The following is a 20,212-nucleotide window of genomic DNA, read 5'->3' as shown; positions in this document are numbered from 1 at the left end:
GTGGGCAGGCACCCCAAGGAGCCCCGCATGAACCAGCCCACCGCACCCCGCACGCCTTTGGCGCCGGTCTGCCTGATTGGCGCCCCCACCGATGTGGGGGCCAGCCGTCGGGGCGCCTCGATGGGCCCCGAGGCCTTGCGGGTGGCGGGCCTGGCGGCGGCGCTGCAAGGCCTGGGCCGGACGGTGCTGGATGCCGGTGACCTGTGCGGGCCGGCCAACCCGCAAGGCCCGGTGCAGGCGGGCTACCGGCATCTGGACGAGGTGATCGCCTGGAACCGCAGCGTGCACGAAGCCACCCTGGCCAGCCTGCGCGCCGGGCAGCTGCCGGTGCTGCTGGGCGGCGACCACAGCGTGGCCATCGGCTCGATCAGCGCCGTGGCCCGGCACTGCCGCGAGCAGGGCCAGCGCTTGCGCGTGCTGTGGCTGGACGCCCATGCCGACGTCAACGTGGGCGAAACCACGCCCAGCGGCAATCTGCATGGCATGCCCGTGTCCTGCCTGTGCGGCCTGGGCCCCGAGGCCTTGACCACCCTGGGCGGCCCGCCGCCCGCCCTGCAGCCCGCCGAACTGCGCCAGATCGGCCTGCGCAGCGTGGACCCGGCCGAAAAGCTCGAATTGCGCCAGCTGGGCATCGAGGCCTACGACATGCGCTTCATCGATGAACACGGCATGGCCGAGACCCTGCGCCGGGCCCTGGCCGGGCTGGACGAACACACCCACCTGCACGTGAGCCTGGACGCCGACTTTCTGGACCCCGACATCGCCCCGGGCGTGGGCACCGCCGTGCCCGGCGGCCCGGGCTACCGCGAGGCCCAGCTGTGCATGGAGATGGTGGCCGACACCGGCCGGCTGGGCTCGCTCGATGTGGTCGAGCTCAACCCCGCCTGCGATGTGCGCAACCAGACCGCCGAGTGCCTGGTGGCCATGATCGAGAGCCTGCTGGGCAAGTCGGTGCTGCTGCGCTGAGCGGAGCGCTCAGTCCGCGGCTTGGGGCGAGGGTGCCGCTGCCGCCCGCTCTTCCAGATAGGCCAGCAGGCGCTGCGCGGCCGGTGTCAGCGCCTGCTGGCGCCGAAAACAGATCGAAAAGGTGCGGTGTGCCCAGTCATCCAGCAGGGCCACGGTCTGGATGCGCCCGGCCGCGGTGTGCAGGCGGCTGATCTCCAGCGGCACCACGCTCACCCCCAGGCCGGCGCCGACCACCCGGAAGGCCGCGTCGAAGTTGGACACCACCGCCCGGTAGCTCAGGGGCTTGCCTGCCTTGAGCGCGCAGCGGTGCAGCAGGGTGTAGACCGCGGTGGACGGCGGCAGACCCACGTGCTCGAAATCCAGCGTGTCTTCAAAGTGCAGGGCTGGCTGCCCGGCCAGCGGGTGGCCCAGGGGCACGGCCAGCACCAGCTCGTCGTGGCGGTAGGGCCGGCTTTCCAGCCCGCCCAGGTCGATCTGGCTCCAGCACACACCGAGCGACACCACGCCGTCGCGCACCAGGCCCACGATGTCTTTGGACACCCGCTCTTCGATGTCGACCTGGATGTTCTGGTGCCGGGGCTCGCGCATGAAGGCGGCCAGATCGTCCAGCAGCGATTCTGCAATTGCCGAGGCGCTGGCCACCACCCGCACATGGCCCTGGATGCCCCCTTTGAAGCCGGCCATGTCGGCCTCGATCTTCTCCATCGTGAACAGCACCGTGCGCGCGTGCTCCAGCAGCACCTGCCCGGCCGGTGTGGGCTCGGTGCCGCGCCGCCCGCGCACCAGCACCTGCAGGCCCAGGGCGTCTTCGAGCTGGGTGATGCGTTTGCTGATGGCCGAGGGCTCGATCAGCTCCTGGGCTGCCGCGTCCTTGATGTTGCCCAGGTCGCACACGGCCACCAGCAGGCGCAGGGTTTTGAGGTCCAGGTCTCTCATGATGTTTCCATTTTGGAATCCAAATGGTTCCGACGTTTCATTTGATGTTTTATTTGGAATTTTAGAAACTCTGAGCACTTTGAAGACACGTCCTTGAGACGCGGAGACAGCCCCATGCCCCCCCTCACCACCCTTCCCCCCCGCGCGGTGATCCGCGAGGTCGGCCTGCGCGACGGCCTGCAAAGCATCCAGACCATCCTGCCCACGGCGCAGAAGATCGCCTGGATCGACCAGGCCCACGCCGCCGGCCTGCGCGAGATCGAGGTGGGCTCGTTTGTGCCGGCCCGCCTGCTGCCCCAACTGGCCGATACTGCCGAACTGCTGGCCCATGCCAAGACCCTGCCCGGGCTGTGCGCCTCGGTGCTGGTGCCCAACCTCCGGGGCGCCGAAGCCGCCCTGGCGGGCGACGCCGACCTGATGCTGCTGCCCCTGTCGGCCAGCCATGCGCACAGCCTGGCCAACCTGCGCAAGACCCCCGACGAGGTGGTGGCCGAGCTGGGCCGCATCCGCGCCGCCCGCGATGCCTCGGGCCGCAAGACCCTGATCGAAGGTGGTGTGGGCACGGCCTTTGGCTGCACCCTGCAAGGCGAGGTGAAGCCCGCCGAGGTGCTGCGCCTGATGCAGGCCCTGCTGGATGCCGGTGCCGACCGCGTGAGCCTGGCCGACACCGTGGGCTATGCCGACCCGGCCTCGGTCAGCCGCCTGTTCGAACAGGCCTTGCGCCTGGCCGGTGAGCGCTTCTGGTGCGGCCACTTCCACGACACCCGCGGGCTGGCGCTGGCCAATGTGTACGCCTCATTGCAGCTGGGCGTGAACCGCTTCGATGCCTCGCTGGCCGGCATCGGCGGCTGCCCGCACGCGCCCGGCGCCAGCGGCAATGCCGCCAGCGAAGACCTGGCCTTTTTGCTGGAGGCCGGCGGCGTGGCCACCGGCATCGACCTGCCCCAACTGCTGGCGCTGCGGGGCCAGGTCACGGGCTGGCTGGCCGGCGAGGCGACACATGGCAGCCTGCACCGGGCCGGCCTGCCCAAGACCTTTCACCCTGCGGGCGCCTTGCCCCGTTGAGCCCCCCAACCCCTCCACAGAAACACCCCTGGCATGAACACAGAACAAAGCACCGGCCTGCCCCTGGAAGGCATCCGCGTCATCGAATTCACCCACATGGTCATGGGGCCCACCTGCGGCATGATCCTGGCCGACCTGGGCGCCGAGGTCATCAAGATCGAGCCCCCGGGCGGCGACAAGACACGCCAGCTGCCTGGCCTGGGCATCGGCTTTTTCCGCAGCTTCAACCGCAACAAGAAAAGCGTGGTGCTCGACATCCAGACGCCCGAAGGCCTGGCCACCGCCAAAGAGTTGATCGGCCAGAGCGATGTGCTGCTGGAGAACTTCCGCCCCGGCCTGATGGACAAGCTGGGCCTGGGCGCCGAGGCGCTGAAGGCCCAGTTTCCGCGCCTGATCTATGTGTCGCACAAGGGCTTTCTGCCCGGCCCCTATGAAGACCGGCTGGCGCTGGACGAGGTGGTGCAGAACATGGCCGGCCTGACCTACATGACCGGCCCCCAGGGTCGCCCGCTGCGCGCCGGCACCTCGGTCAACGACATCATGGGCGGCATGTTCGGGGCCATCGGCGTGCTGGCTGCGCTGCGCGAACGCGATCGCACCGGCCAGGGCCAGGAGATCCAGAGCGCCTTGTTCGAGAACTGCTGCCTGCTGGCCTCGCAGCACATGCAGCAGTTCCAGATGACGGGCGAGGTGCCGCCACCGTTCCCCTCGCGCGTGTCGGCCTGGAGCGTGTACGACACCTTTGAGGTGGCCCATGGCGAGCAACTGTTCATTGGCGCCGTCAGCGACAAGCAGTTCACCACGCTGTGCGAGGTGCTGAACCGCCCTGACCTGGCCAGCGACCCGGCCCTGGCCACCAATGCCCAGCGGGTGGCGGTGCGCCCCGACTTGCTGGCGCGCCTGGCCGAGAGCACCATCGGCTTCGAGATCGAAGAGTTGTGCGCCCGCCTCAAGGCCGCCGGCCTGCCCTATGCCAAGGTGGTGCGCCCCGATCAACTGGTGCAAGACGAACACCTGCTGGCCAGTGGCGGCCTGGTGCCCATGCAGACCGACGACGGCGACAGCACCCAGGTGGTGCTGTTGCCCTTGTTGATGGGCGGGCGCCGCCCGGGGGTGCGCCGGCCCTTGCCCCGCGTGGGCGAGCACACCGAGGAGGTGCTGGCCACCCTGAAACGCTGAACCCTGGCCTGCTTTTTCACAAAACCAAGACAGAGACAAACCAGAGACAAAAAAGAGACAAACGCCATGAACTTCAATCACAAACGCCGTGCGGCCCTGGCCCTGGGGGCCGCCCTGATGCTGGCTGCGCCCGCCTGGGCCGACACGCCCCCCATGCGGGTGATCCTGCCTGTGGGCCCGGGCTCGGGGGTGGACACCATCGTGCGGGCTGCCCAGGTGGCCCTGGCCAAGGCCTTGAACCAGCCCGTGGTGATCGAGAACCTGCCCGGCGCCGGCGGCATCACCGGCACCTCGGCCCTGGTCAAGGCCGCGCCCGATGGCAACACCATCGCCGTGATCTCAAACAACCACGCGGTCAACCCCAGCGTGTTCAAGAAGCTGCCCTACGACAGCCTGAACGACATCACCCCGATCAGCGTGGTGGGCGGCTCGCCCTTTTTGCTGGTGGTCAACCCCAAGCTGGTGAGTGCGCGCAACGCCAAAGAGCTGCAGGCCTTTCTGAAGATCAAGCCCGAAGAGCACAACTACGCCTCCTCAGGCAATGGCACCGTCATCCACCTGGCCGGCGAGATGGTCATCGACGCCCTGGGCGTGGAAGTGCGCCACGTGCCCTACAAAGGCATGGGGCCCATGATCACCGACATCATGGCCGGCCAGCTGGAGATGGGCGTGGCCTCGGTGCCCTCGGTGCAGGGCCAGCTCAAGAGCGGCACCCTGCGCGCCATCGGCGTGCTGGGCAAGAGCCGCGTGGCCTCGCTGCCCGATCTGCCCACCTTTGCCGAGCAGGGCTTTCCGGAGGTGGACGTGATGGGCTGGTTCGCCGTGGTGGCCCCCGCCCGGCTGCCGGCCGCCCAGGTCAAGCGCATCCATGAAGCCGTGCTGGCCGCCTTTGCCGACCCCGAGGTCAAGGCCGCCATGGCCAAGCAGGACAACGTGATCAACCCCAGCACCCCCGAGGCGGCGCGTCAGTTTCTGAAGGCCGAGCAGGAGCGCTTTGCCAAGATCGTGGTCAAGGCCAATGTGAAGCTGGATTGAGGGGCCCGCCGGGCTGGCTGCAGCACCGATCTTCCGCGCCCGGCTGAGGGCAACCCGCTCATCGGCTGTCGAGCCGGGTCAGGCCTTCAGCCGCGAGCGGGTGGGGCGATCCGGTCAGTGCCCGTCCAGAATGCTGCGCTGGCGTTCCAGATAGATTTCGGGGCTGATCAGGTTGGCGTCGCGCATGCGCTTGAGCTCCAGCAGGCGGGCCTCGACGCCACGGGTGTTGTTGGCGGTGACCTGGGCGTAGGCTGCGGGCGTGGGGGCCTTGGCTGCCAATTCGATCGCAGACGCCTGCTGGGCTGGGGCCGCCGGGGCCGCCTGCTGCAACGGGGCTGGTGCCGATGCCGCTGTCGCTGCGCTGACTGGGGCCTGGACCTGAGCGGGGGCCGGGGCCGCCACCTGGGGCTGAGCCTGGACCTGCGGCTGCACCGCGGCCTGAGGCTGGGCCTGGGGCAGGGCCTGCGGGTGAGAGGGCGAAGGGTCTGCCGGAATGCTGCCCGAGCCGGGTGTGCCGGTTCTGGGGGTTTCCACCTTGGTGACCAAGCCCATGACCACCTGGATCAAGGTGGGGTATTCATACGCCGAGCCCGTGTTGTGGTCGATCACCGCGCCAATGCCGCCGCCGAAGATGATGTTGCCGAACATCGAACCCTTGGTGTCTGACACCACCGAAGCCTGGCCGGTTTCGTGGCCGGTCTTGGTGCATTGCACCAGCATGTCGTCATTGGAGCGCCGGATCTGGACCGAGCCCGGGGTCGTCACAAACCACTTGCCCTTGTTGTTGGTCAGCTCGCAGGCGGCACCGGGTACTTCGGCACCCATCTTGTCACGGGTTTGCAAGGACACGCTTTGGCCCGTGGTGCCGGTGATGGACGAGCATCCGGTGCTCAGCATGACCATGGACGCCAGAATGGCGAATCGGCTCTTCATTTCAGACTCTCTCCCTATTTGAAACAAGATGTATCGTATTCGATGCATTGAATCAAAATGGCATTGCTGGACTGAATATCTGAGCTTGATCATTTCCCCCGGCCCACAGGCTGCCGCGTGAGGCGACGCCATGCTGAGGGCCCAAGCACCGCCTCAAAACGCGTACTGCAGCCGCACCGACAGCATCTGCCCCTGCTGCCCATACGACTTGCCCACCAGGTAGGCCACGCTGTAGCGCAGCGACTCTTTGTGGCCCAGGCTCAGACTGCCTGTCAGCACCGGGCCCACGCGGTGGGATTGGCGGGCGGCGGGCAGCCATTGGTCCCAGGGGCCCAGCTCGCCAAAACCCTGCAGCCCCACATGCAGACCGGGCCGCCAGTGGTACTTGGCCTGCCACTGGTATTTCATGTCGGACGGAACCGCTGAGGCGGCTCTGACGGTCCGTTCAAAGAACACATTGCCATTGAGCTGGAGCCGGCCCACCTCGGTCTGCAGCACGGGCCCCCACTGCAGCATGGTGCCATCGGCGGCATCGTGGTTGAACATCAGCTTGCTGTGCAGGGCCAGGTCAAACGGGTATTGCCCCTGGGTCAGCATGTAGTCGTTCTGCCAATGAAGCGCCTCAACCCGGGTCTGCCAGAAGTCCGAGCCGATCGCGCTGGCAAACACCTCGGTGTACCAGCGGCTGGTGACGCCGTAGCCCACACCCACCTCGGGCCAGACAATCTGGCGCCGGCGCTTGGACTCGACCGTCCAGTAGCGGAAGTCGAGGGTGGTCTCGCCCTCGTTGTCGTAGACCGTGACCAGGTAATAGCTGGGGTCGGCCAGGGCGGTGCTGCAGCTCAGCAAGCTGGCCATTCCCAGGGCCCAGGAGATGGCGCCGCTGGTCCGAAGGGAGCGTCTCGACGTCGGTGTTCCGCCTGGCTGGGGGAGGGGCGTCGAGGGCATGGAAGGCCTTGTGATAAGCGATCTGGGCTCAGGCTTCGGGCATCCGCCGGAACGGCGCTCGCAGCATGCCCCAGACGCTTTGCCAGCGCTCGTCGCGCTGGCTGTCCAGGCCGATGCGGGCGGGGCCCTCGGCGCTGGGTTGGCGCGTGCTGCCCAGCAGGTGGTCCCAGATCGAAAGACACAGACCGAAGTGACAGGCTCGGCCGTCGGCGTCGGCATCGTGGTGGTCGCGGTGCTGGGCGGGGGTCACCAGCACCGGGCTCAGCTTCTCCACCCAGTCTGGAAAGCGCACATTGGCGTGCTGCACCAGACTCAGCGCATTGCAGACGATGGCGCGCAGCCCCTCGATCCACAGCGGCAGGCCCAACACGGCGTAAAGGCCCAGGGTGGCCAGCACATGCACGGCGGTGTCCACCGGGTGGGTGCGCAGGCCGGTGCTGACGTCCAGCTGCGAATCGCTGTGGTGCACGGCATGAAAGCGCCACAGCAGGCCGACCCGGTGGCTCAGCCGGTGCACCCCGTAATCCAGCAGGTCAGAGGCCAACCAGGCCAGCCCGCATTGCGCGGCCAGCGGCAGGTGTTGCGCCAGGTTCAGTCCCCAGTCCGTGCTGCGCAACAGCAGGCTTTGAGAGGACACCAGCCACTGGCCGGCGAGGTAGTCGGCCCCCAGCACCACCCAGACAAACAGACCCAGGTTGCGCCCCACATGGCGCCAACGGGCCCGGGCGGTGCCAAAGGCCTGGCGCGGCTGGCCGTCCTCCCACAACAGAAAGAAAGCCAGCAGGCCCAGCAGACTGCCCGCATACAGCACGCGCACCCAGACAAGGGTCTGCGGACTCATGGTGCGCTCTCAGGGGCCGGTCGCCTCACTTATTTTTTCCACGCCGCCGGATCACCACGCCGGCCACCACCCCGACCAGGGTCACCAGGCCCGTGAGACCGATCTCATCCAGCGTGGGCACGGACTGGGTCTGGGTGTTGACGGCATTCGCACAGCAGGCGGTGCGAACCAGCAGGAGGCCGAAAAGAACCCCAAGGGCTCGAAAGGAGAGTGTCGTGTTCATGTTTCAAATTGTGGCATGAGGCGGGGGCATGTGGGGGCTGGCTTCATGTCATGTTCGATCGGGCATTGGTCACCCTCAGCGCCCCACCCACCCGCCGCACACCGGGAACACCTGGCCCACAAAGCAGGCCGCGGGTGCGCTGCACAGGTAGGCGGCAAACTCGGCGTCTTCGCGCGCACTGACCAGGCGGCCCAGGGGCACCTCGCGCCGCAGGCGCTCCTGAAAGCGTGGGTCGGCCTGCACCTCGGGTGGAAAGTAGGTCGGGTTGTCCACCAGGTTCTGGGCGATGGCATTCACCTGGATGTTGTAGCTGGCCACCTCCACCCCCAGCGCCTGCACATAGGCCAGTTGCGCACCCCGCGCGGCGCTGTAGGTCGAGCTGCGCTTCATGCCCCGCAAGGCGGCCGCGCTGCCCATCACCAGAATCCGGCCGCTGCGCCGGGCCATCATCGCGGGCAACACGGCCTGGCACAGCCGGGGCAGGGGGTCGACCAGGGCGGCAAAGGTGTCGCGCCACTCCTGCTCGCTGACCTGATGCGCCGGGGTGCTGGGCGCCGGCACCGCCAGGTTGGCCACCAGCACATCGATGGGCCCGTGCCCGGCCACCAGCCGGGCCGGTGCCTGCGGGTCGGTCAGGGGCCCGTCATCGGCCAGCACCACGGCCCCCTGCTCGGCAAACACCTCACACAAGGTGGGGCCCATGAACTCATTGGCCTGGGTGATCAGCACCCGAAGCCCGGCCAGGCATTGTGAAGACACGGCAAACTCCTTTGGGTGGGTCGTGCAGCGCGGCCGATGGCGGCCCTGGTGGCGCTCCATCGCGGCGGCAGCAAGGCAAGGGTAGCGGGATTGAAACCCGGGGCCAAGCGGCCCCGTCGACTGCCATTCAATCCACCCGTTCCCGGCCGCCCTGGCCTGCGCTGGCCATGCAGCCGCAACCCCTGCCGGATCTGGATCAGGCCCCCATCGGGTGCCTCGACAAGCCCTTGAGCGCACCCGCTTTGCGGCGCTGCCCCACCACGCGAACCGGGTTCACCCAGCGCTGTCGAGCATCGCCAGCCAAGCCTTCGCTGCTGCAGACAAATAGCTCCCACGCAACCAGGCCAGCTCGATCCGCCAAGGAATCACCGGGTCGGTCAGGGTGGAAACCGAAAACTCGCTCAAGTCCAACGGACCCAGTTGCGAGCTCGGCAGCAGGCAGATGCCCACGCCGTAGCGCACCATTTCGAGGATGAGGCCGATCTGGCCACTGCGGCCCACGACCTCGGGCGCAAAGCCGCATTGCTGGCAGGCCTGCTCGATCCGTTCATTGATGGCATAGGCGGGCGGAAACAGGATGAAGGGCTCCTCGGCCAATTCCCCCAGGCGCACCTCGTCGCGCTTGGCCCAGCATGAGCTGGCCGGTGCCAGCAAAGCCAGCCGGTCATCCACCAGCCCTCGGTATTCAAAACGGGCTTCATCGACCGGCGCCAGGAGGCCGCCCAACTCAAGCTGCCCATCAATCAGTGCCGTCACGATCGCATGCGAACCATCCTCGAAGAGCTTCAACTCGATGTCGGGATGACGCAGTTTGAAATCGCCGAGCAGGGGAACGAACAGGCGAGGTCCGAGCGGGGGGATGCCAATGCGCAAATCGCCTTTTTGGAGCCCGGCCAGTTCATCCAGCGCACGACGGATGTTCGCCGCATTCGCCAACATGTTCTCGGCGTAGCTCAGGACGACCCGACCACCGTCGGTCAGCTCGGCCTGCCGCCGATGGCGCTGAAACAGCGGCTGTCCCAGCTCATCCTCCAGCCTCGCGATCAGCTTGCTGATGGTCGGCTGGGTGACCGCCAGGTGCTCGGCCGCCAGGGTAAAGCTGCCACTTCTGGCCACTTCGACAAAGGCCCGCAAGGCTCGCAGTTCCATGGTTGAAGCATTCTGTTTTGGAATGCGTATCATGATAACAATTCATGCATGGAATTTTTGAGCGGACTAATCTAGGCAGCCTCGACGTTCGATTGATTTCCTGCCCATGAAGCTCCTCGCTCGCATCACCCTGCAATCGGTCCAGATCCTCTTCTTTGTCGGCCTGTGGCTGATCGGTGATCGGCTGGCTGATTTCGAACATTGGCCGATGCCGGCGGGCGTGATTGGCCTGGTCGTGGTCACGGCACTGCTCATGACCGGTCTCATGGCGCATCGCCACATCGAATCGGGCGCCCGCCGGCTGTTGGCGGAGATGCCTTTGTTCTTCATCCCGCCACTGCTCTCGGTCATGGACTTCGGCCAGGTGTTTGCCCGCTACGGCCTCGCCCTGCTCGCCGCCGTGCTGCTCGGCAGCCTCGTGGTGATGTCCTGCACCGGCCTGATCGTCGACTGGGTCTTTCATCTTGAATCCCGTCGGCAGGGGCCGGCGAAGTCGTCGTGTTGAGGTTGGTATGAACACCCACCTGATCGCCCTGCTGTTCTTCGCCGCCACGGTCGTGATCTACGGCGTTTCCAAAGGGCTTTACCAGCGCCGCCCTCGGCTCTGGCTCTCCCCCGTCGTCGTGACGCCGATCGCGCTGATCATCCTGGTCAAGCTCACGCACACGCCGTTTGCCGTCTATTTCGAGGACACACGCTGGCTGTCCTGGCTGTTGGGGCCCGCCACCATCGCTTTCGCATACCCCATCTACACGCAGCGCGCGTTGCTGCGCCGCTACCCGGTCACCCTGTTCGTCGGGGTGAGCGCCGGCCTGTGCCTGGGGTTGTTCAGTTCCTGGCTGCTGGCGCGCTTGTTCGGGCTGCCGCCTGATCTGGCCCACAGCCTTCTGCCGCGTTCGGTCTCAACCCCGTTTGCCTTGGCGGCTGCGGGCGCGTTCGGCGGCGACAAGAACCTCACCGTGATCTGTGTCATGGTCACGGGCATCTTCGGTCTCCTCATCGGCGACGCCTTTCTGGGCTGGCTTGGTCTGCGCTCAAGCGTCTCCAAGGGGGCTGCGCTGGGCGCTTCAGCACACGGGTTCGGCACCTCCAAGGCCTACGAGATCGGCGACCAGGAAGGTGCTGTCGCCAGCCTGGTCATGGTCTTCACCGGGGTCTCGATGGTGTTGCTCGCGCCCCTGTTCGCCCATTGGGTCGGCTAGCCAAAAGGTATTGACCTGGCGGCCGGCCAAGGGCACGGGCCATTGCCCGGCCATGTGCCAACTGGGCCCACCGGCTCATGGGCAGGTGGGGTGGCTTTCGGAGGAGGGCAGCTCTGTAGGACGAACTGTGACGGTTTAAGAAAGTTGCAGAGGTCGAGAGGCAATAGGCAAGACCTGACCTTATCCACGTGGCGGCGTACCGTGTGCACCGCCCTAATGTTCGCCAGCGAACAGAATTTTTTTGAGGGCTTGGCACCATCACAGGGATGGAATTTTCAATAAAACTCTCAACAGAGTCTTTGCCTGCCCCGCTGGCCAATTGGGCGAAGGCAGTGGGCGCATTGCAGATGGCAATTTCGGCCATTGTGGCCGGTGTCCCTCGGAAATACATTGATCTACAAGGGCTGCAGGATGACATCGATGAGGCCCGGGTGGTTTGCGAGAAGCTGGGCCAACTGACACCGACGGCGCATGCCGATACGGGGGGGCCATCGGCACTGGAAGGTCCATGAGATCGTTGGCCTGTAGGTGCTGCAGTTCTGCCAGTGGCTGAGGAGGGTCTCGCACAATCTCACCCATGCCTGACACCCTGAAACCCCCGATTCCAATCTTGAGAAGCTTCGACGAGTCCAAGGCCTTGTCGTTCTATGTGGAATGGCTTGGCTTTCGCATCGATTGGCAGCACCGCTTTGCCGACAACCTGCCTCTGTACCTGCAACTGTCGCGTGGCGCCTGCATCTTGCATTTGTCTGAACACCATGGCGATGCTTGCCCGGGGGCCGCATTGCGCATTCCCACGGCCGACGTGGATGCCCTGCACGCAGAGTTGCTGACGCGCCCTTGTGGCAACTTTTTTCCAGCGGTGAACGTGACGCCATGGGGCAGCCGAGACATGCAAGTGCTCGACCCATTTGGCAACAGGTTGGTATTCACGATGGATCTAGCCGGTACCGGGTGAGCGCTGGCCATGTCCTTGATGCAGTCCCACACAAAGGCCTCGCGGCGGGCCTCCGGGTCGTCCGTGATGGTCAACTGCCGGGGCCGTTCGCAATGGCGCACCAGAGCCAGCGCACGGGCCAGAGGCTCACCCACCTCGGCCAAGGCCTGATAGACCTGCAGGTGGGCATACGCCTCGAAGGCGGCGCGGTGCGCAATGAGGTAGCTCTTGGCCTCGTTGGAGGCCTGCACCTGGGGCTCAAAAGTGTTGGCCGCGCACTCGGCCAGAGCCAGGCGCAATTCCTCGGCCATCGTGGCCGCGCCGCTCTTGTTGATGAACAGGGCGTTCTTCACTTCCTGGGTCTGGGTGTCAGCTTCTCATTGCTTGCGTTCCGCAGGGAGCCCGTTCGTGTCGGACGGGGCCGCAGCGCGGGCGCTGCTGGGCAATGAAAAACCCGCCAAGCCAAGGGCTGGGCGGGTTCTATGGCAGCGGAGAGACGCCGCCTGAAATGTTCAGATGGTCCCCTCGACAGGAATCGAACCTGTATCTAGCGCTTAGGAGGCACTCGTTCTATCCATTGAACTACGAGGAGTGGACCGCCGGGGATTGTAGGGCCTGCGGGGGGCGGATTCGGGCAACGGGCGCTTGGGGCTCAGTCGTAGCTCAGCGTGAAGATCAGGTCGACGGCGCTTTTTTCGCCGGTCTGGGCGCGCAGGGTGAAGCGGCGGGTGAGGTCGTAGAAGATGTAGAAGGTGCCCATGGTGCCGGCCAGACTGCGTTCGTACGACACGTAGAAGTCTTTGGACAGGCGTTTGCCCAGGGTGAGGGCGGCGCTCGTGACGCCGGTGTCGGTGTTTTTCACGCCGCTGAACGAGACTTCGTCCAGGCCCAGGGATTGGGCCAGGCCGTCTGACAGGCCTCGGCCGCCGCCCAGCAGGGCCAGGGCAGCCTGTTGCAGCAGGGCCGATTCGGCGGCGCCGTTGGCGGCGGCGCGGCCCAGCACCAGCCAGGCCAGTTTGTCGGCGTCGGCCATTTCGGGCTCGGAGAACAGGCGCACGCGGGGGGACAGCACGGTGCCGCTGATCTGCACGCCCACGCGGGTGGAGAGGTTGGGGCGGATGGCCAGGATGTCGAGCGAGGGGTTGTCGTAGGCGCCGCTGAAGCGCAGCACGCCGGTTTCGATGTTGAGCTGCTGGCCGTAGGCCTTGTAGGTGCCCTGGTCGGTGCGCAGTTCGCCGTTGATCTGGGGCTCGGTGCTGCCCGGGGTCAGGCGCAGCTTCAAGGTGCCGCGCAGCCGGGTCTTGAGGCCGCGGCCCTGCACACGGAAGTCGTTGCCCAGGTCGAGGCTGACCTGCACGTCGGCGGCAGGCAGGGCGCTGGGGGGCTGGGGCGCCGCTGCCGAGTTCTTGCTGGCGGCCTGGCCGGCACCATGGCTGCCAGGCTGCACCAGCACGTCGGCGCCCAGGCTGGGGGCGGTTTCGTCGGGCAGGATGAACAGGGCCTGGTCGGCCTTGAGGTCGCCGCTCACCTTGAGCTGGCCTTGCTCCAGGCGGGTGTTCAGCTCGCCCGACAGGGCCAGGCGGCGGTCGGCGCGGCTGGACACGCGCAGGCGGTTGGCGCGGGTCTGCAGCTGCAGCAGCAGTTGCTGGCCGTTCCATTGGGCACTGCCCTGGGCACTCAGGCTGCCGCCGTCGCCCCCGGCGCCCGGGGCGCCGCGCAGGGTGAATTCGGCGATGTCGATCTGGTGGCCGCTGAGCACGGCGCGCAGCTTGCCGTCGCGCAGCTCCACGCCTTCGACCACCGAGCGCAGGGCCAGGTCGCTGGCGCGGATCTCGCCTTGCCATTCGGGCTTTTGCAGCGTGCCCTGGAGGGTGGCCCGGGCGTCGAGCGTGCCGCGCATGCGCCAGCCCGGCGGGGCCAGCACCGACCACACGCCCAGCTTGGGCAACTGGGCGTTCAGCGAGCCGGTCACGGCGGTGTCGGGGGGCCAGCTCAGGCCTTGGGGGCCGTTGCTGAGGCGGGTGCCAAAGCGGGCCTGCAACTGGCCGGCGCGTTCGCTGTCCCATTGCACGGCGGCGCTCAGGGCGCCGTCGTCCAGGCTCAGCGTGGCCTCGGCCACGCGGGCGCCGGCGCTGCGCTGGGCTTCGGTGGCCTGCACACCCTGGGGCAGGTCGTCGGCCTGCAGGCGCAGATCGCCGCGTTGGCGGCTCAGGCGCAGCTGGGCTTTCAGGCCGGGGTCGGCGCTGGCGCTCCAGTCAGCGTTCAGCAGCAGGTCGCCCGAGATGCCCAGGCTGGCGCTGCTGGCGCCCTGGGCCAGGGCCATGAGTTGCTCGATCCAGGGCAGCGACAGGTCTTGCACCTGGCCGCTGGTCTGCCAGCGGGCCTGGCCTTTTTGCTGGGCCCAGCGGCTGTTCTGCCAGCGCAGGCTGAGGTCGGGCACGCCGGCATGGGCCAGCCGGGCTTCGCCCGGGGCCAGCATCAGTTCGGTCAGGTCGGCTTTGGCCTGGTGGCTCAGGCTCAGGGTGGCGGGGGCGCTCAGGCGCAGGCCCCAGGGCGTGGCGGTGGGGCTGTCTTGCAGGTTCAGGCTGAGGTCGTCCAGACTGGCCGTCCAGTTGAAGCGGCCCGGTGCGTTGGCCGCGCCGGGGCCGGCATGGGCGCCGAGCCGCAACTGGGCCTGTCGGGCGCCTTGGCGGGCCTCGCCGCTGAGGTTCAGTTCGATTGGGGGCGTGCCGGGTGGGCTGCCGTTGCCGGACAGGCTGCTGGGCAGGCTGCCGTTCAGGCGCAGTTTCAGCTGGCGCAGGGCCAGGGCGGGGCGTTGGGCGGTGGCGGCCCAGTCGAGGCGGGGCAGGTCGAGCCGGGTGCTCAGGCTCAGGGCCTGGCCGCGGCGGGGGGCGGCCTGGCCTTGCCAGGCGGCCAGCATGGCGCCCCAGCCGCCTTGCCATTGGCCGTCGAACTGGCCCTGCCCTTGCTGGGGCAGCAGGGCGGCTTGCGCCCCCAGGCCGGGCAGGCGGGCCAGCCAGCGGCCCAGGGCCCCGGCATCGGCCAGTTGGGCCTGCCATTGGCCCTGGCCCTGGTCGGCGCCCAGGTGGCCTTGCAGCGAGGCGCTCAGGCCCGGGGTTTGCAGTTTCAGGTCGGCCCGGCCCTGGTGCTGGTGGGTGTGCCATTGCAAAGAGCCGTCCAGCCGGGCTTCGGCCAGTTCAAGCCGCAGTTGCTCCAGCTGCAGTTCGCCGCCTTGCCAGCGCCCCTGGGCATGCGCCAGGCGCAGTTGCAGGGCGCTCCACAGGGCCTGGGCTTGCGCCTGCGGGCTGGGTGCGCCGCCATGGGCTGCTGGGGCGCCGGGGCGGATCTTGGCCGTCTTGCCGGGGCGTACGGTTTGAGCTGGGGCCTGGGCCACGGCTGGCGTGGGGGGCAGGCTGGAGCTTGGGGTGCTGCGGGGGGCCGTGCTGCCGGCCTGGGGGCTGAGGTCCACCTCAAAGCCCAGGGCGTCGTTCTGGCCGCCCAGGGCGCGTAGGGCCAGGCGGCCGTTGAGCGGGGCGGGTGGGGCGGCGCTGTGCAGGCGCTGGGGCGAGACGCCTTGCAGCGTGGCCTCGGCCAGCCACGGGGTGGCGCTGTTGGCCTCCCAGCGGCCTTTCAGGCGCAGGGTGCCGCCGCCCACGCGGGCTTCCACGGGGTCGATCACCCAGGCGCGGCCTTGCTGCTGCAGGCGGGCGCTGATCTGCTCCAGCGGCAGGCGTTGCTGGTCCCAGGGGCCGGGTTGGGCGTTGCTCAGCGCCAGCCGGGCCTGCCAGGCCGGGGCCTTGCCCTCGCCCGGGTGGATGTCGACCGTGCCCGACAGGGCGGTGCTCGGGGCCTGGGGCCACAGCAGGCTGAGGTCGATGCCCTGCAGGTGGGCCTGGGCCTCGGGCAGCACCTGCTCGGCCCAGGGGCGCAGGCGGGCCTGCACCTGGGCCTGCATCAGACCCTGCGTCCGACCCTGCGTCCGACCCTGCACCTGGCCCGGCACCTTGCCCGGCGGTGTCGAGCGGCCCTTGCCGGTGGGTGCCGTTTTGGCGCTGGGCAGGGTGGCCTCATCGGGGTCCAGAACGGCTTCCAGGGCGATTTCTGCGGCGGGGCCCGACAGCGTGCCTTGCAGGCCGGCGCGGGCCAGCAGTTGCGCCGGGGCCGGGGCGCCCAGGCCGGTGGGGATCTCGCCCTCCAACTGGGCCTGCAGGGCCATGGGGGCGGCGCCTTGCAGGCTGATCTGGCCGCTGTAATTGCCGGCGGCCACGGCCAGCTCGGACCACTGCAGGTGGTGCTGTTCGCCGTCGTAGTGGTAGTGGCCGTCGATGTGGCTCAGCACCAGGCCACCCTGGTCGGGCAGCTGGATCTGGCCCAGTTGCAGCGGGGTGTCGATGGTGAGGGGCAGGGTCAGCTCGGTGAGCGGCGGGCTGGGTGGGGCCTTGCCGTTGTCGCGCAGCTCCAGGCGTTCGGCGCTGAGTTCGCTCAGGGCCAGGTGGCGGCTCAGCAGGGCACGCCAGTCCCAGCGGATGTGCAGGCCGGTGAGGGTGGCCCGGGTGCCGGGCTGGGCCCATTGGAGTTCGGCGATCTGCCCCCCTTCGCGCAAGGTGCCGCTGATGCCGCTGAGCTGCAGTTGCCGGTCGGCGGGCAGCCAGCGCGGCAGCAGGTTCAGCGTGGTGGCCAGCGAGCCTTCGCTGCCGCTCCAGACCCAGGCGGCGACGCCCCCGGCCAGGGGCAGCCCCAGCAGGCCGGCCGCGCACAGGGCGGCCACGCGCAGGCGGCGCGCCCAGGGCCGTGGGCCCGGGGCTGTGTGGCCTGGATCTTGGGGTGGGGGGGGGCCATTCGGGGGCTGGGCGCTCATGCTGACCTTCAGAAGGTGAAGCCCACGGCTAGGTGCAGGCGCAGGCGGCGGGTGGCGGCGCCCCAGGCCAGGTCGACCTCCAGCGGGCCCACCGGGCTGCGCCAGCGTGCGCCCACCCCCACGCCCACCTTGGCGCGCAGCTTGCTGGCCTGGTCGGCCACGGCGCCGGCGTCGATGAACACGGTGCTTTCGAATTCGCTGGCGCGGCCATTGCGCACGATGGGCTTTTGCCACTCCAGGCTGCCCACGGCCAGGTAGCGGCCAGGCTCCAGGCTGCCGTCGGCTTGCACCACGCCGATCTCGCGGTAGCCATAGCCGCGCACCGTGGTGTCGCCCCCGGTCAGGAACAGCTGGGTGCTGGGCAGCACCACGCTGCTGCGGGCCCCCACGGCGCCGCCTTCAGCACGCCAGGCCAGGCGCGGCGCCTGGGCCGCGCTCGGGTAGGCGCTTTCGTTGAAGGGGATGAAGCCCAGCACCCGCGCGCGGCTGCGCAGGAAAGGCGAGCGCTGGCTGCCCAGGGTCAGGCCCGGGCCCACTTCAACGGCCAGACCGTAGCCTCGGGTGGGAAAGGGGATGTTGTTGAAGTTGCGCTGCGTCCACGCGTAGTTGGCCGACACGCTGGAGGCGCTCTCGGCCGGGCTGCTCTGGGTCAGGGTGTGGTCGTACTGCAGGTAGAAGTTGCGGTCGTAGTGCTCGTCGGTCTTGGCGCGCCCGGTGCGCAGGGTCAGGCTGTTGACGGGGGCGGTGCTGCCGGTCTGGCGTTGCACTTGGCCCGAGGTGACCCAGCGCCAGTTGTCTTTGTCAGGCTGGCTGGTGAGTTCGCTGCTCAGGGTTTTGGTGTCGCGATCCAGCGAGAGCTTGGACAGGGCCTTCCAGTCCAGCCAGGGCAGCTTGCGCTCGGTGAATTCGGCCGACAGGCGCCCGCCGCTGTCGGTGCTGGCGCCCACGCCCAGCACCAGCTTGTGCAGCTTGGCTTCGCGCACCTGCACGCGCACCGGCGCGGCCTGCGGGTCGCCGCCGGTGTCGAGCGACATGAATACGGAGTCGAAGTAGCCGCTGTCGGCCACGCGCTGCTGGGCCTTGAGCAGGTCGGCCTGGGTGTAGGTGCTGCCGGTGGGGATCTGGGCCAGGCGGCGCACCAGCTCGGCGCTGTGGTGCTGGGTGCCTTCGACCAGCACCTGGCCAAAGCGGAAGTCGGGGCCCGAGTCGAGGGTGAGGCTGAGCTCGGCCTGCTGCGTGTCGGGGTCGATGCGGGCCTGGCTGTCGACCAGGTGGCCGGTGGGGTAGCGGGTGGCGGTGAGGCGGCGCAGGGCTTCGGTCTTGGCGCTGTCCCAGCCGGCCTGGGTGAAGATGCTGCCGGGGCGCAGGCCCCAGGTCTCGGTGAGGCTGCGCTGCACGGCCTCCAGCTCGGGGTTGTGGGCCACGTCGCCGCTGAGGTGCAGCTGGAAGGCGCTCACGCGCACCGGCTCGCCAGGGGTGACTTCGATCAGCACCTCCCAGGGGGCGTGCTGGGCTGTAGAGAGCGCAGTCGAAGGCTCGGGCGAGGGCGGGTCAGAGGCCGGGGTGGCCGCCGGCTCTTTGACCGAGATGCTCACCTCGGCCGCGAAATAGCCCTGGGTGGCCAGCAGGTTGCGGGCGTTGTCCTGGGCGCTGACCAGCAGGCGGTCGAGTTCGTCGCGGTCCAGGTCTTGCAGGCCGCGGTACTGTTGCAACTCCAGGTGGCGCAGCAGGGTGTCGCGCAGGGGCTCGGGGGCGTGCACTTCGAGGTGGAAGGCCGGGGGCGCTGCGGCGCTGGCGGGCGCGGTGGCTGGGGTGGAGGCTGCCTTTGAGGTGGCTGGCGACTGGCCTTCGCCTTCGGCGCGCGCGGGTCGGCCCAGGGTGGCCAGCAGCAACACCAGCACCGAGCACGCCATCCCCATCAAAAAGGCCGGCTTGAAAGCCGGCCTGCCTCGCCTGAACCAGAACATGCGTCTATTTTGACAGCATGCGCATCGCGTCTTCGAGGCCTTTGAGTGTCAAGGGGTACATGCGCTGGTTCATCAACTGCTGGATCACCGCGATGCTCTGGCGGTATTGCCACACGCCCTGGGGCTCTGGGTTGATCCAGGCAAAGCGCGGGAAGGTGTTGGTCAGCCGCTGCAGCCACTCGGCGCCGGGCTCTTCGTTGTTGTACTCGACGCTGCCGCCCGGCTGCAGGATTTCATACGGGCTCATGGTGGCGTCGCCAATGAAGATCAGCTTGTAGTCCTTGTTGTACTTGCGCAGGATGTCCCAGGTGGCGAACTTCTCGGAGAAGCGGCGCTTGTTGTTCTTCCACATGTAGTCGTACACGCAGTTGTGGAAGTAGTAGAACTCAAGGTGTTTGAACTCGGCCTTGGCCGCCGAGAACATCTCCTCGACCCGGGATATGTGCTCGTCCATGGTGCCGCCGACGTCCATCAGCAGCAACACTTTCACGTTGTTGTGACGTTCTGGCACCATTTTGATGTCGAGCCAGCCCGCGTTGGCGGCGGTGGAGCGGATGGTGTCGGGCAGGTCGAGCTCTTCGGCCGAGCCTTCGCGCGCAAACTTGCGCAGGCGGCGCAGGGCCACCTTGATGTTGCGTGTGCCCAGCTCCTGGGTGTCGTCGTAGTCTTTGTAGGCGCGCTGGTCCCACACCTTGACGGCGCTCTTGTTGCGGCTTTTCTCCTGGCCGATGCGGATGCCCTGGGGGTTGTAGCCATTGGCGCCAAAGGGGCTGGTGCCGCCGGTGCCGATCCACTTGCTGCCACCTTCGTGGCGTTCCTTCTGCTCTTCGAAGCGCTTTTTGAGCGTTTCCATGAGCTCGTCCCAGCCCATCTTTTCGATCTTGGCCTTGTCTTCGGGGCTGAGCTCCAGCTCCAGGTTCTTGCGCAGCCACTCGAGGGGAACGTCTTTGGTGAAGTCGGTCAGCATCTCGACGCCTTTGAAGTAGGCGGCAAAGGCGCGGTCGAACTTGTCGTAATGCTTTTCGTCCTTCACCAGGGTGAGGCGCGACAGGTAGTAGAAGTCGTCGATTTTCCAGGCGTCGTCCGATTCGGGGCCCACCACGTGGGCCTGCAAGGCCTCCAGCAGGGTGAGGAACTCTTTCACCGAAACAGGAAGTTTGGCGCTGCGCAGCGTGTAGAAGAAGTCGATCAGCATGGACGGCTCCAGGTCAGGG

The 20,212-nt window shown here is 67.8% G+C and carries 17 protein-coding genes and 1 tRNA gene; 7 read left to right on the top strand and 11 right to left on the bottom strand.

Annotated elements, in window-relative coordinates; translation table 11 throughout:
• Positions 1-27: 27 nt before the first annotated feature.
• Complete coding sequence (gene rocF / locus F624_RS0109575; protein WP_019574075.1) at positions 28-966, top strand: arginase; 939 nt, start codon at positions 28-30, stop codon at positions 964-966.
• A gap of 9 nt (positions 967-975) precedes the next feature.
• Here the strand turns inward: rocF and F624_RS0109570 are convergent, their stop codons facing one another.
• The gene (locus F624_RS0109570) at positions 976-1,902 is read right to left on the bottom strand and encodes a LysR substrate-binding domain-containing protein (protein WP_019574074.1); all 927 of its coding nucleotides are present in this window, start codon (positions 1,900-1,902) and stop codon (positions 976-978) included.
• Between the two features lie 114 nt (positions 1,903-2,016).
• Here F624_RS0109570 and F624_RS0109565 point away from each other — a divergent pair, with 114 nt between their 5' ends.
• The 3 genes from F624_RS0109565 (at position 2,017) to F624_RS0109555 (ending at position 5,181) form a co-directional block, all read left to right on the top strand.
• Entirely contained in the window at positions 2,017-2,967 is a 951-nt protein-coding gene (locus tag F624_RS0109565) for a hydroxymethylglutaryl-CoA lyase (protein ID WP_019574073.1), read from the top strand.
• A gap of 33 nt (positions 2,968-3,000) precedes the next feature.
• Positions 3,001-4,146: a CaiB/BaiF CoA transferase family protein gene (locus F624_RS0109560; protein ID WP_019574072.1), complete on the top strand. Its 1,146-nt coding sequence runs from the start codon at positions 3,001-3,003 to the stop codon at positions 4,144-4,146.
• 66 nt (positions 4,147-4,212) lie between these two features.
• Positions 4,213-5,181, top strand: a complete 969-nt coding sequence (locus F624_RS0109555) for a tripartite tricarboxylate transporter substrate binding protein (RefSeq protein ID WP_019574071.1) — start codon at positions 4,213-4,215, stop codon at positions 5,179-5,181.
• A gap of 114 nt (positions 5,182-5,295) precedes the next feature.
• On the opposite strand, the gene F624_RS33360 is transcribed toward F624_RS0109555, so the two are convergent.
• The 6 genes from F624_RS33360 to F624_RS0109525 form a co-directional block, all read right to left on the bottom strand.
• Positions 5,296-6,114, bottom strand: a complete 819-nt coding sequence (locus F624_RS33360; protein ID WP_019574070.1) for a hypothetical protein — start codon at positions 6,112-6,114, stop codon at positions 5,296-5,298.
• A gap of 153 nt (positions 6,115-6,267) precedes the next feature.
• A complete protein-coding gene (locus tag F624_RS0109545) occupies positions 6,268-6,972 on the bottom strand; it encodes a hypothetical protein (protein ID WP_019574069.1) in 705 nt (234 codons plus the stop codon).
• Positions 6,973-7,090: 118 nt separating this feature from the next.
• Positions 7,091-7,903 (bottom strand): sterol desaturase family protein, encoded by an 813-nt coding sequence (locus F624_RS0109540; protein ID WP_019574068.1) that lies wholly within the window; start codon positions 7,901-7,903, stop codon positions 7,091-7,093.
• Positions 7,904-7,928: 25 nt separating this feature from the next.
• Entirely contained in the window at positions 7,929-8,126 is a 198-nt protein-coding gene (locus F624_RS0109535; protein WP_019574067.1) for an IPTL-CTERM sorting domain-containing protein, read from the bottom strand.
• A 75-nt stretch (positions 8,127-8,201) separates the two neighbouring features.
• Positions 8,202-8,885: an SDR family oxidoreductase gene (locus F624_RS0109530; RefSeq protein WP_031254602.1), complete on the bottom strand. Its 684-nt coding sequence runs from the start codon at positions 8,883-8,885 to the stop codon at positions 8,202-8,204.
• Between the two features lie 273 nt (positions 8,886-9,158).
• Complete coding sequence (locus tag F624_RS0109525; protein WP_019574065.1) at positions 9,159-10,034, bottom strand: LysR substrate-binding domain-containing protein; 876 nt, start codon at positions 10,032-10,034, stop codon at positions 9,159-9,161.
• A 106-nt stretch (positions 10,035-10,140) separates the two neighbouring features.
• On the opposite strand from F624_RS0109525, the gene F624_RS0109520 reads away from it, so the two are divergent.
• The 3 genes from F624_RS0109520 (at position 10,141) to F624_RS0109510 (ending at position 12,194) form a co-directional block, all read left to right on the top strand.
• Positions 10,141-10,539: a CidA/LrgA family protein gene (locus F624_RS0109520; RefSeq protein WP_019574064.1), complete on the top strand. Its 399-nt coding sequence runs from the start codon at positions 10,141-10,143 to the stop codon at positions 10,537-10,539.
• Positions 10,540-10,546: 7 nt separating this feature from the next.
• The gene (locus tag F624_RS0109515) at positions 10,547-11,236 is read left to right on the top strand and encodes an LrgB family protein (protein ID WP_019574063.1); all 690 of its coding nucleotides are present in this window, start codon (positions 10,547-10,549) and stop codon (positions 11,234-11,236) included.
• 577 nt (positions 11,237-11,813) lie between these two features.
• Positions 11,814-12,194: a glyoxalase superfamily protein gene (locus F624_RS0109510; RefSeq protein WP_031254599.1), complete on the top strand. Its 381-nt coding sequence runs from the start codon at positions 11,814-11,816 to the stop codon at positions 12,192-12,194.
• Positions 12,195-12,690: 496 nt separating this feature from the next.
• On the opposite strand, the gene F624_RS0109500 is transcribed toward F624_RS0109510, so the two are convergent.
• From F624_RS0109500 to F624_RS0109485, 4 genes are all read right to left on the bottom strand, one after another.
• A tRNA-Arg gene (locus F624_RS0109500) sits at positions 12,691-12,765 on the bottom strand.
• A gap of 60 nt (positions 12,766-12,825) precedes the next feature.
• Positions 12,826-17,031, bottom strand: coding sequence for a translocation/assembly module TamB domain-containing protein (locus F624_RS32395; RefSeq protein WP_019574060.1), 4,206 nt, complete (start codon positions 17,029-17,031; stop codon positions 12,826-12,828).
• An 8-nt stretch (positions 17,032-17,039) separates the two neighbouring features.
• Positions 17,040-18,998 carry an autotransporter assembly complex protein TamA gene (locus F624_RS0109490; protein WP_245573601.1) on the bottom strand — a complete coding sequence of 653 codons (1,959 nt, stop codon included), beginning with the start codon at positions 18,996-18,998 and terminating at the stop codon, positions 17,040-17,042.
• 4 nt (positions 18,999-19,002) lie between these two features.
• The gene (locus F624_RS0109485; protein WP_019574058.1) at positions 19,003-20,193 is read right to left on the bottom strand and encodes a vWA domain-containing protein; all 1,191 of its coding nucleotides are present in this window, start codon (positions 20,191-20,193) and stop codon (positions 19,003-19,005) included.
• Positions 20,194-20,212 lie beyond the last annotated feature (19 nt).

The sequence above is a fragment of the Curvibacter lanceolatus ATCC 14669 genome (assembly GCF_000381265.1).
In the GTDB taxonomy this organism is placed as follows: Bacteria; Pseudomonadota; Gammaproteobacteria; order Burkholderiales; family Burkholderiaceae_C; genus Curvibacter; species Curvibacter lanceolatus.
The sequence above is the reverse complement of the archived record's forward strand: the minus strand, read 5'-3'. Positions and strand labels throughout refer to the sequence as shown.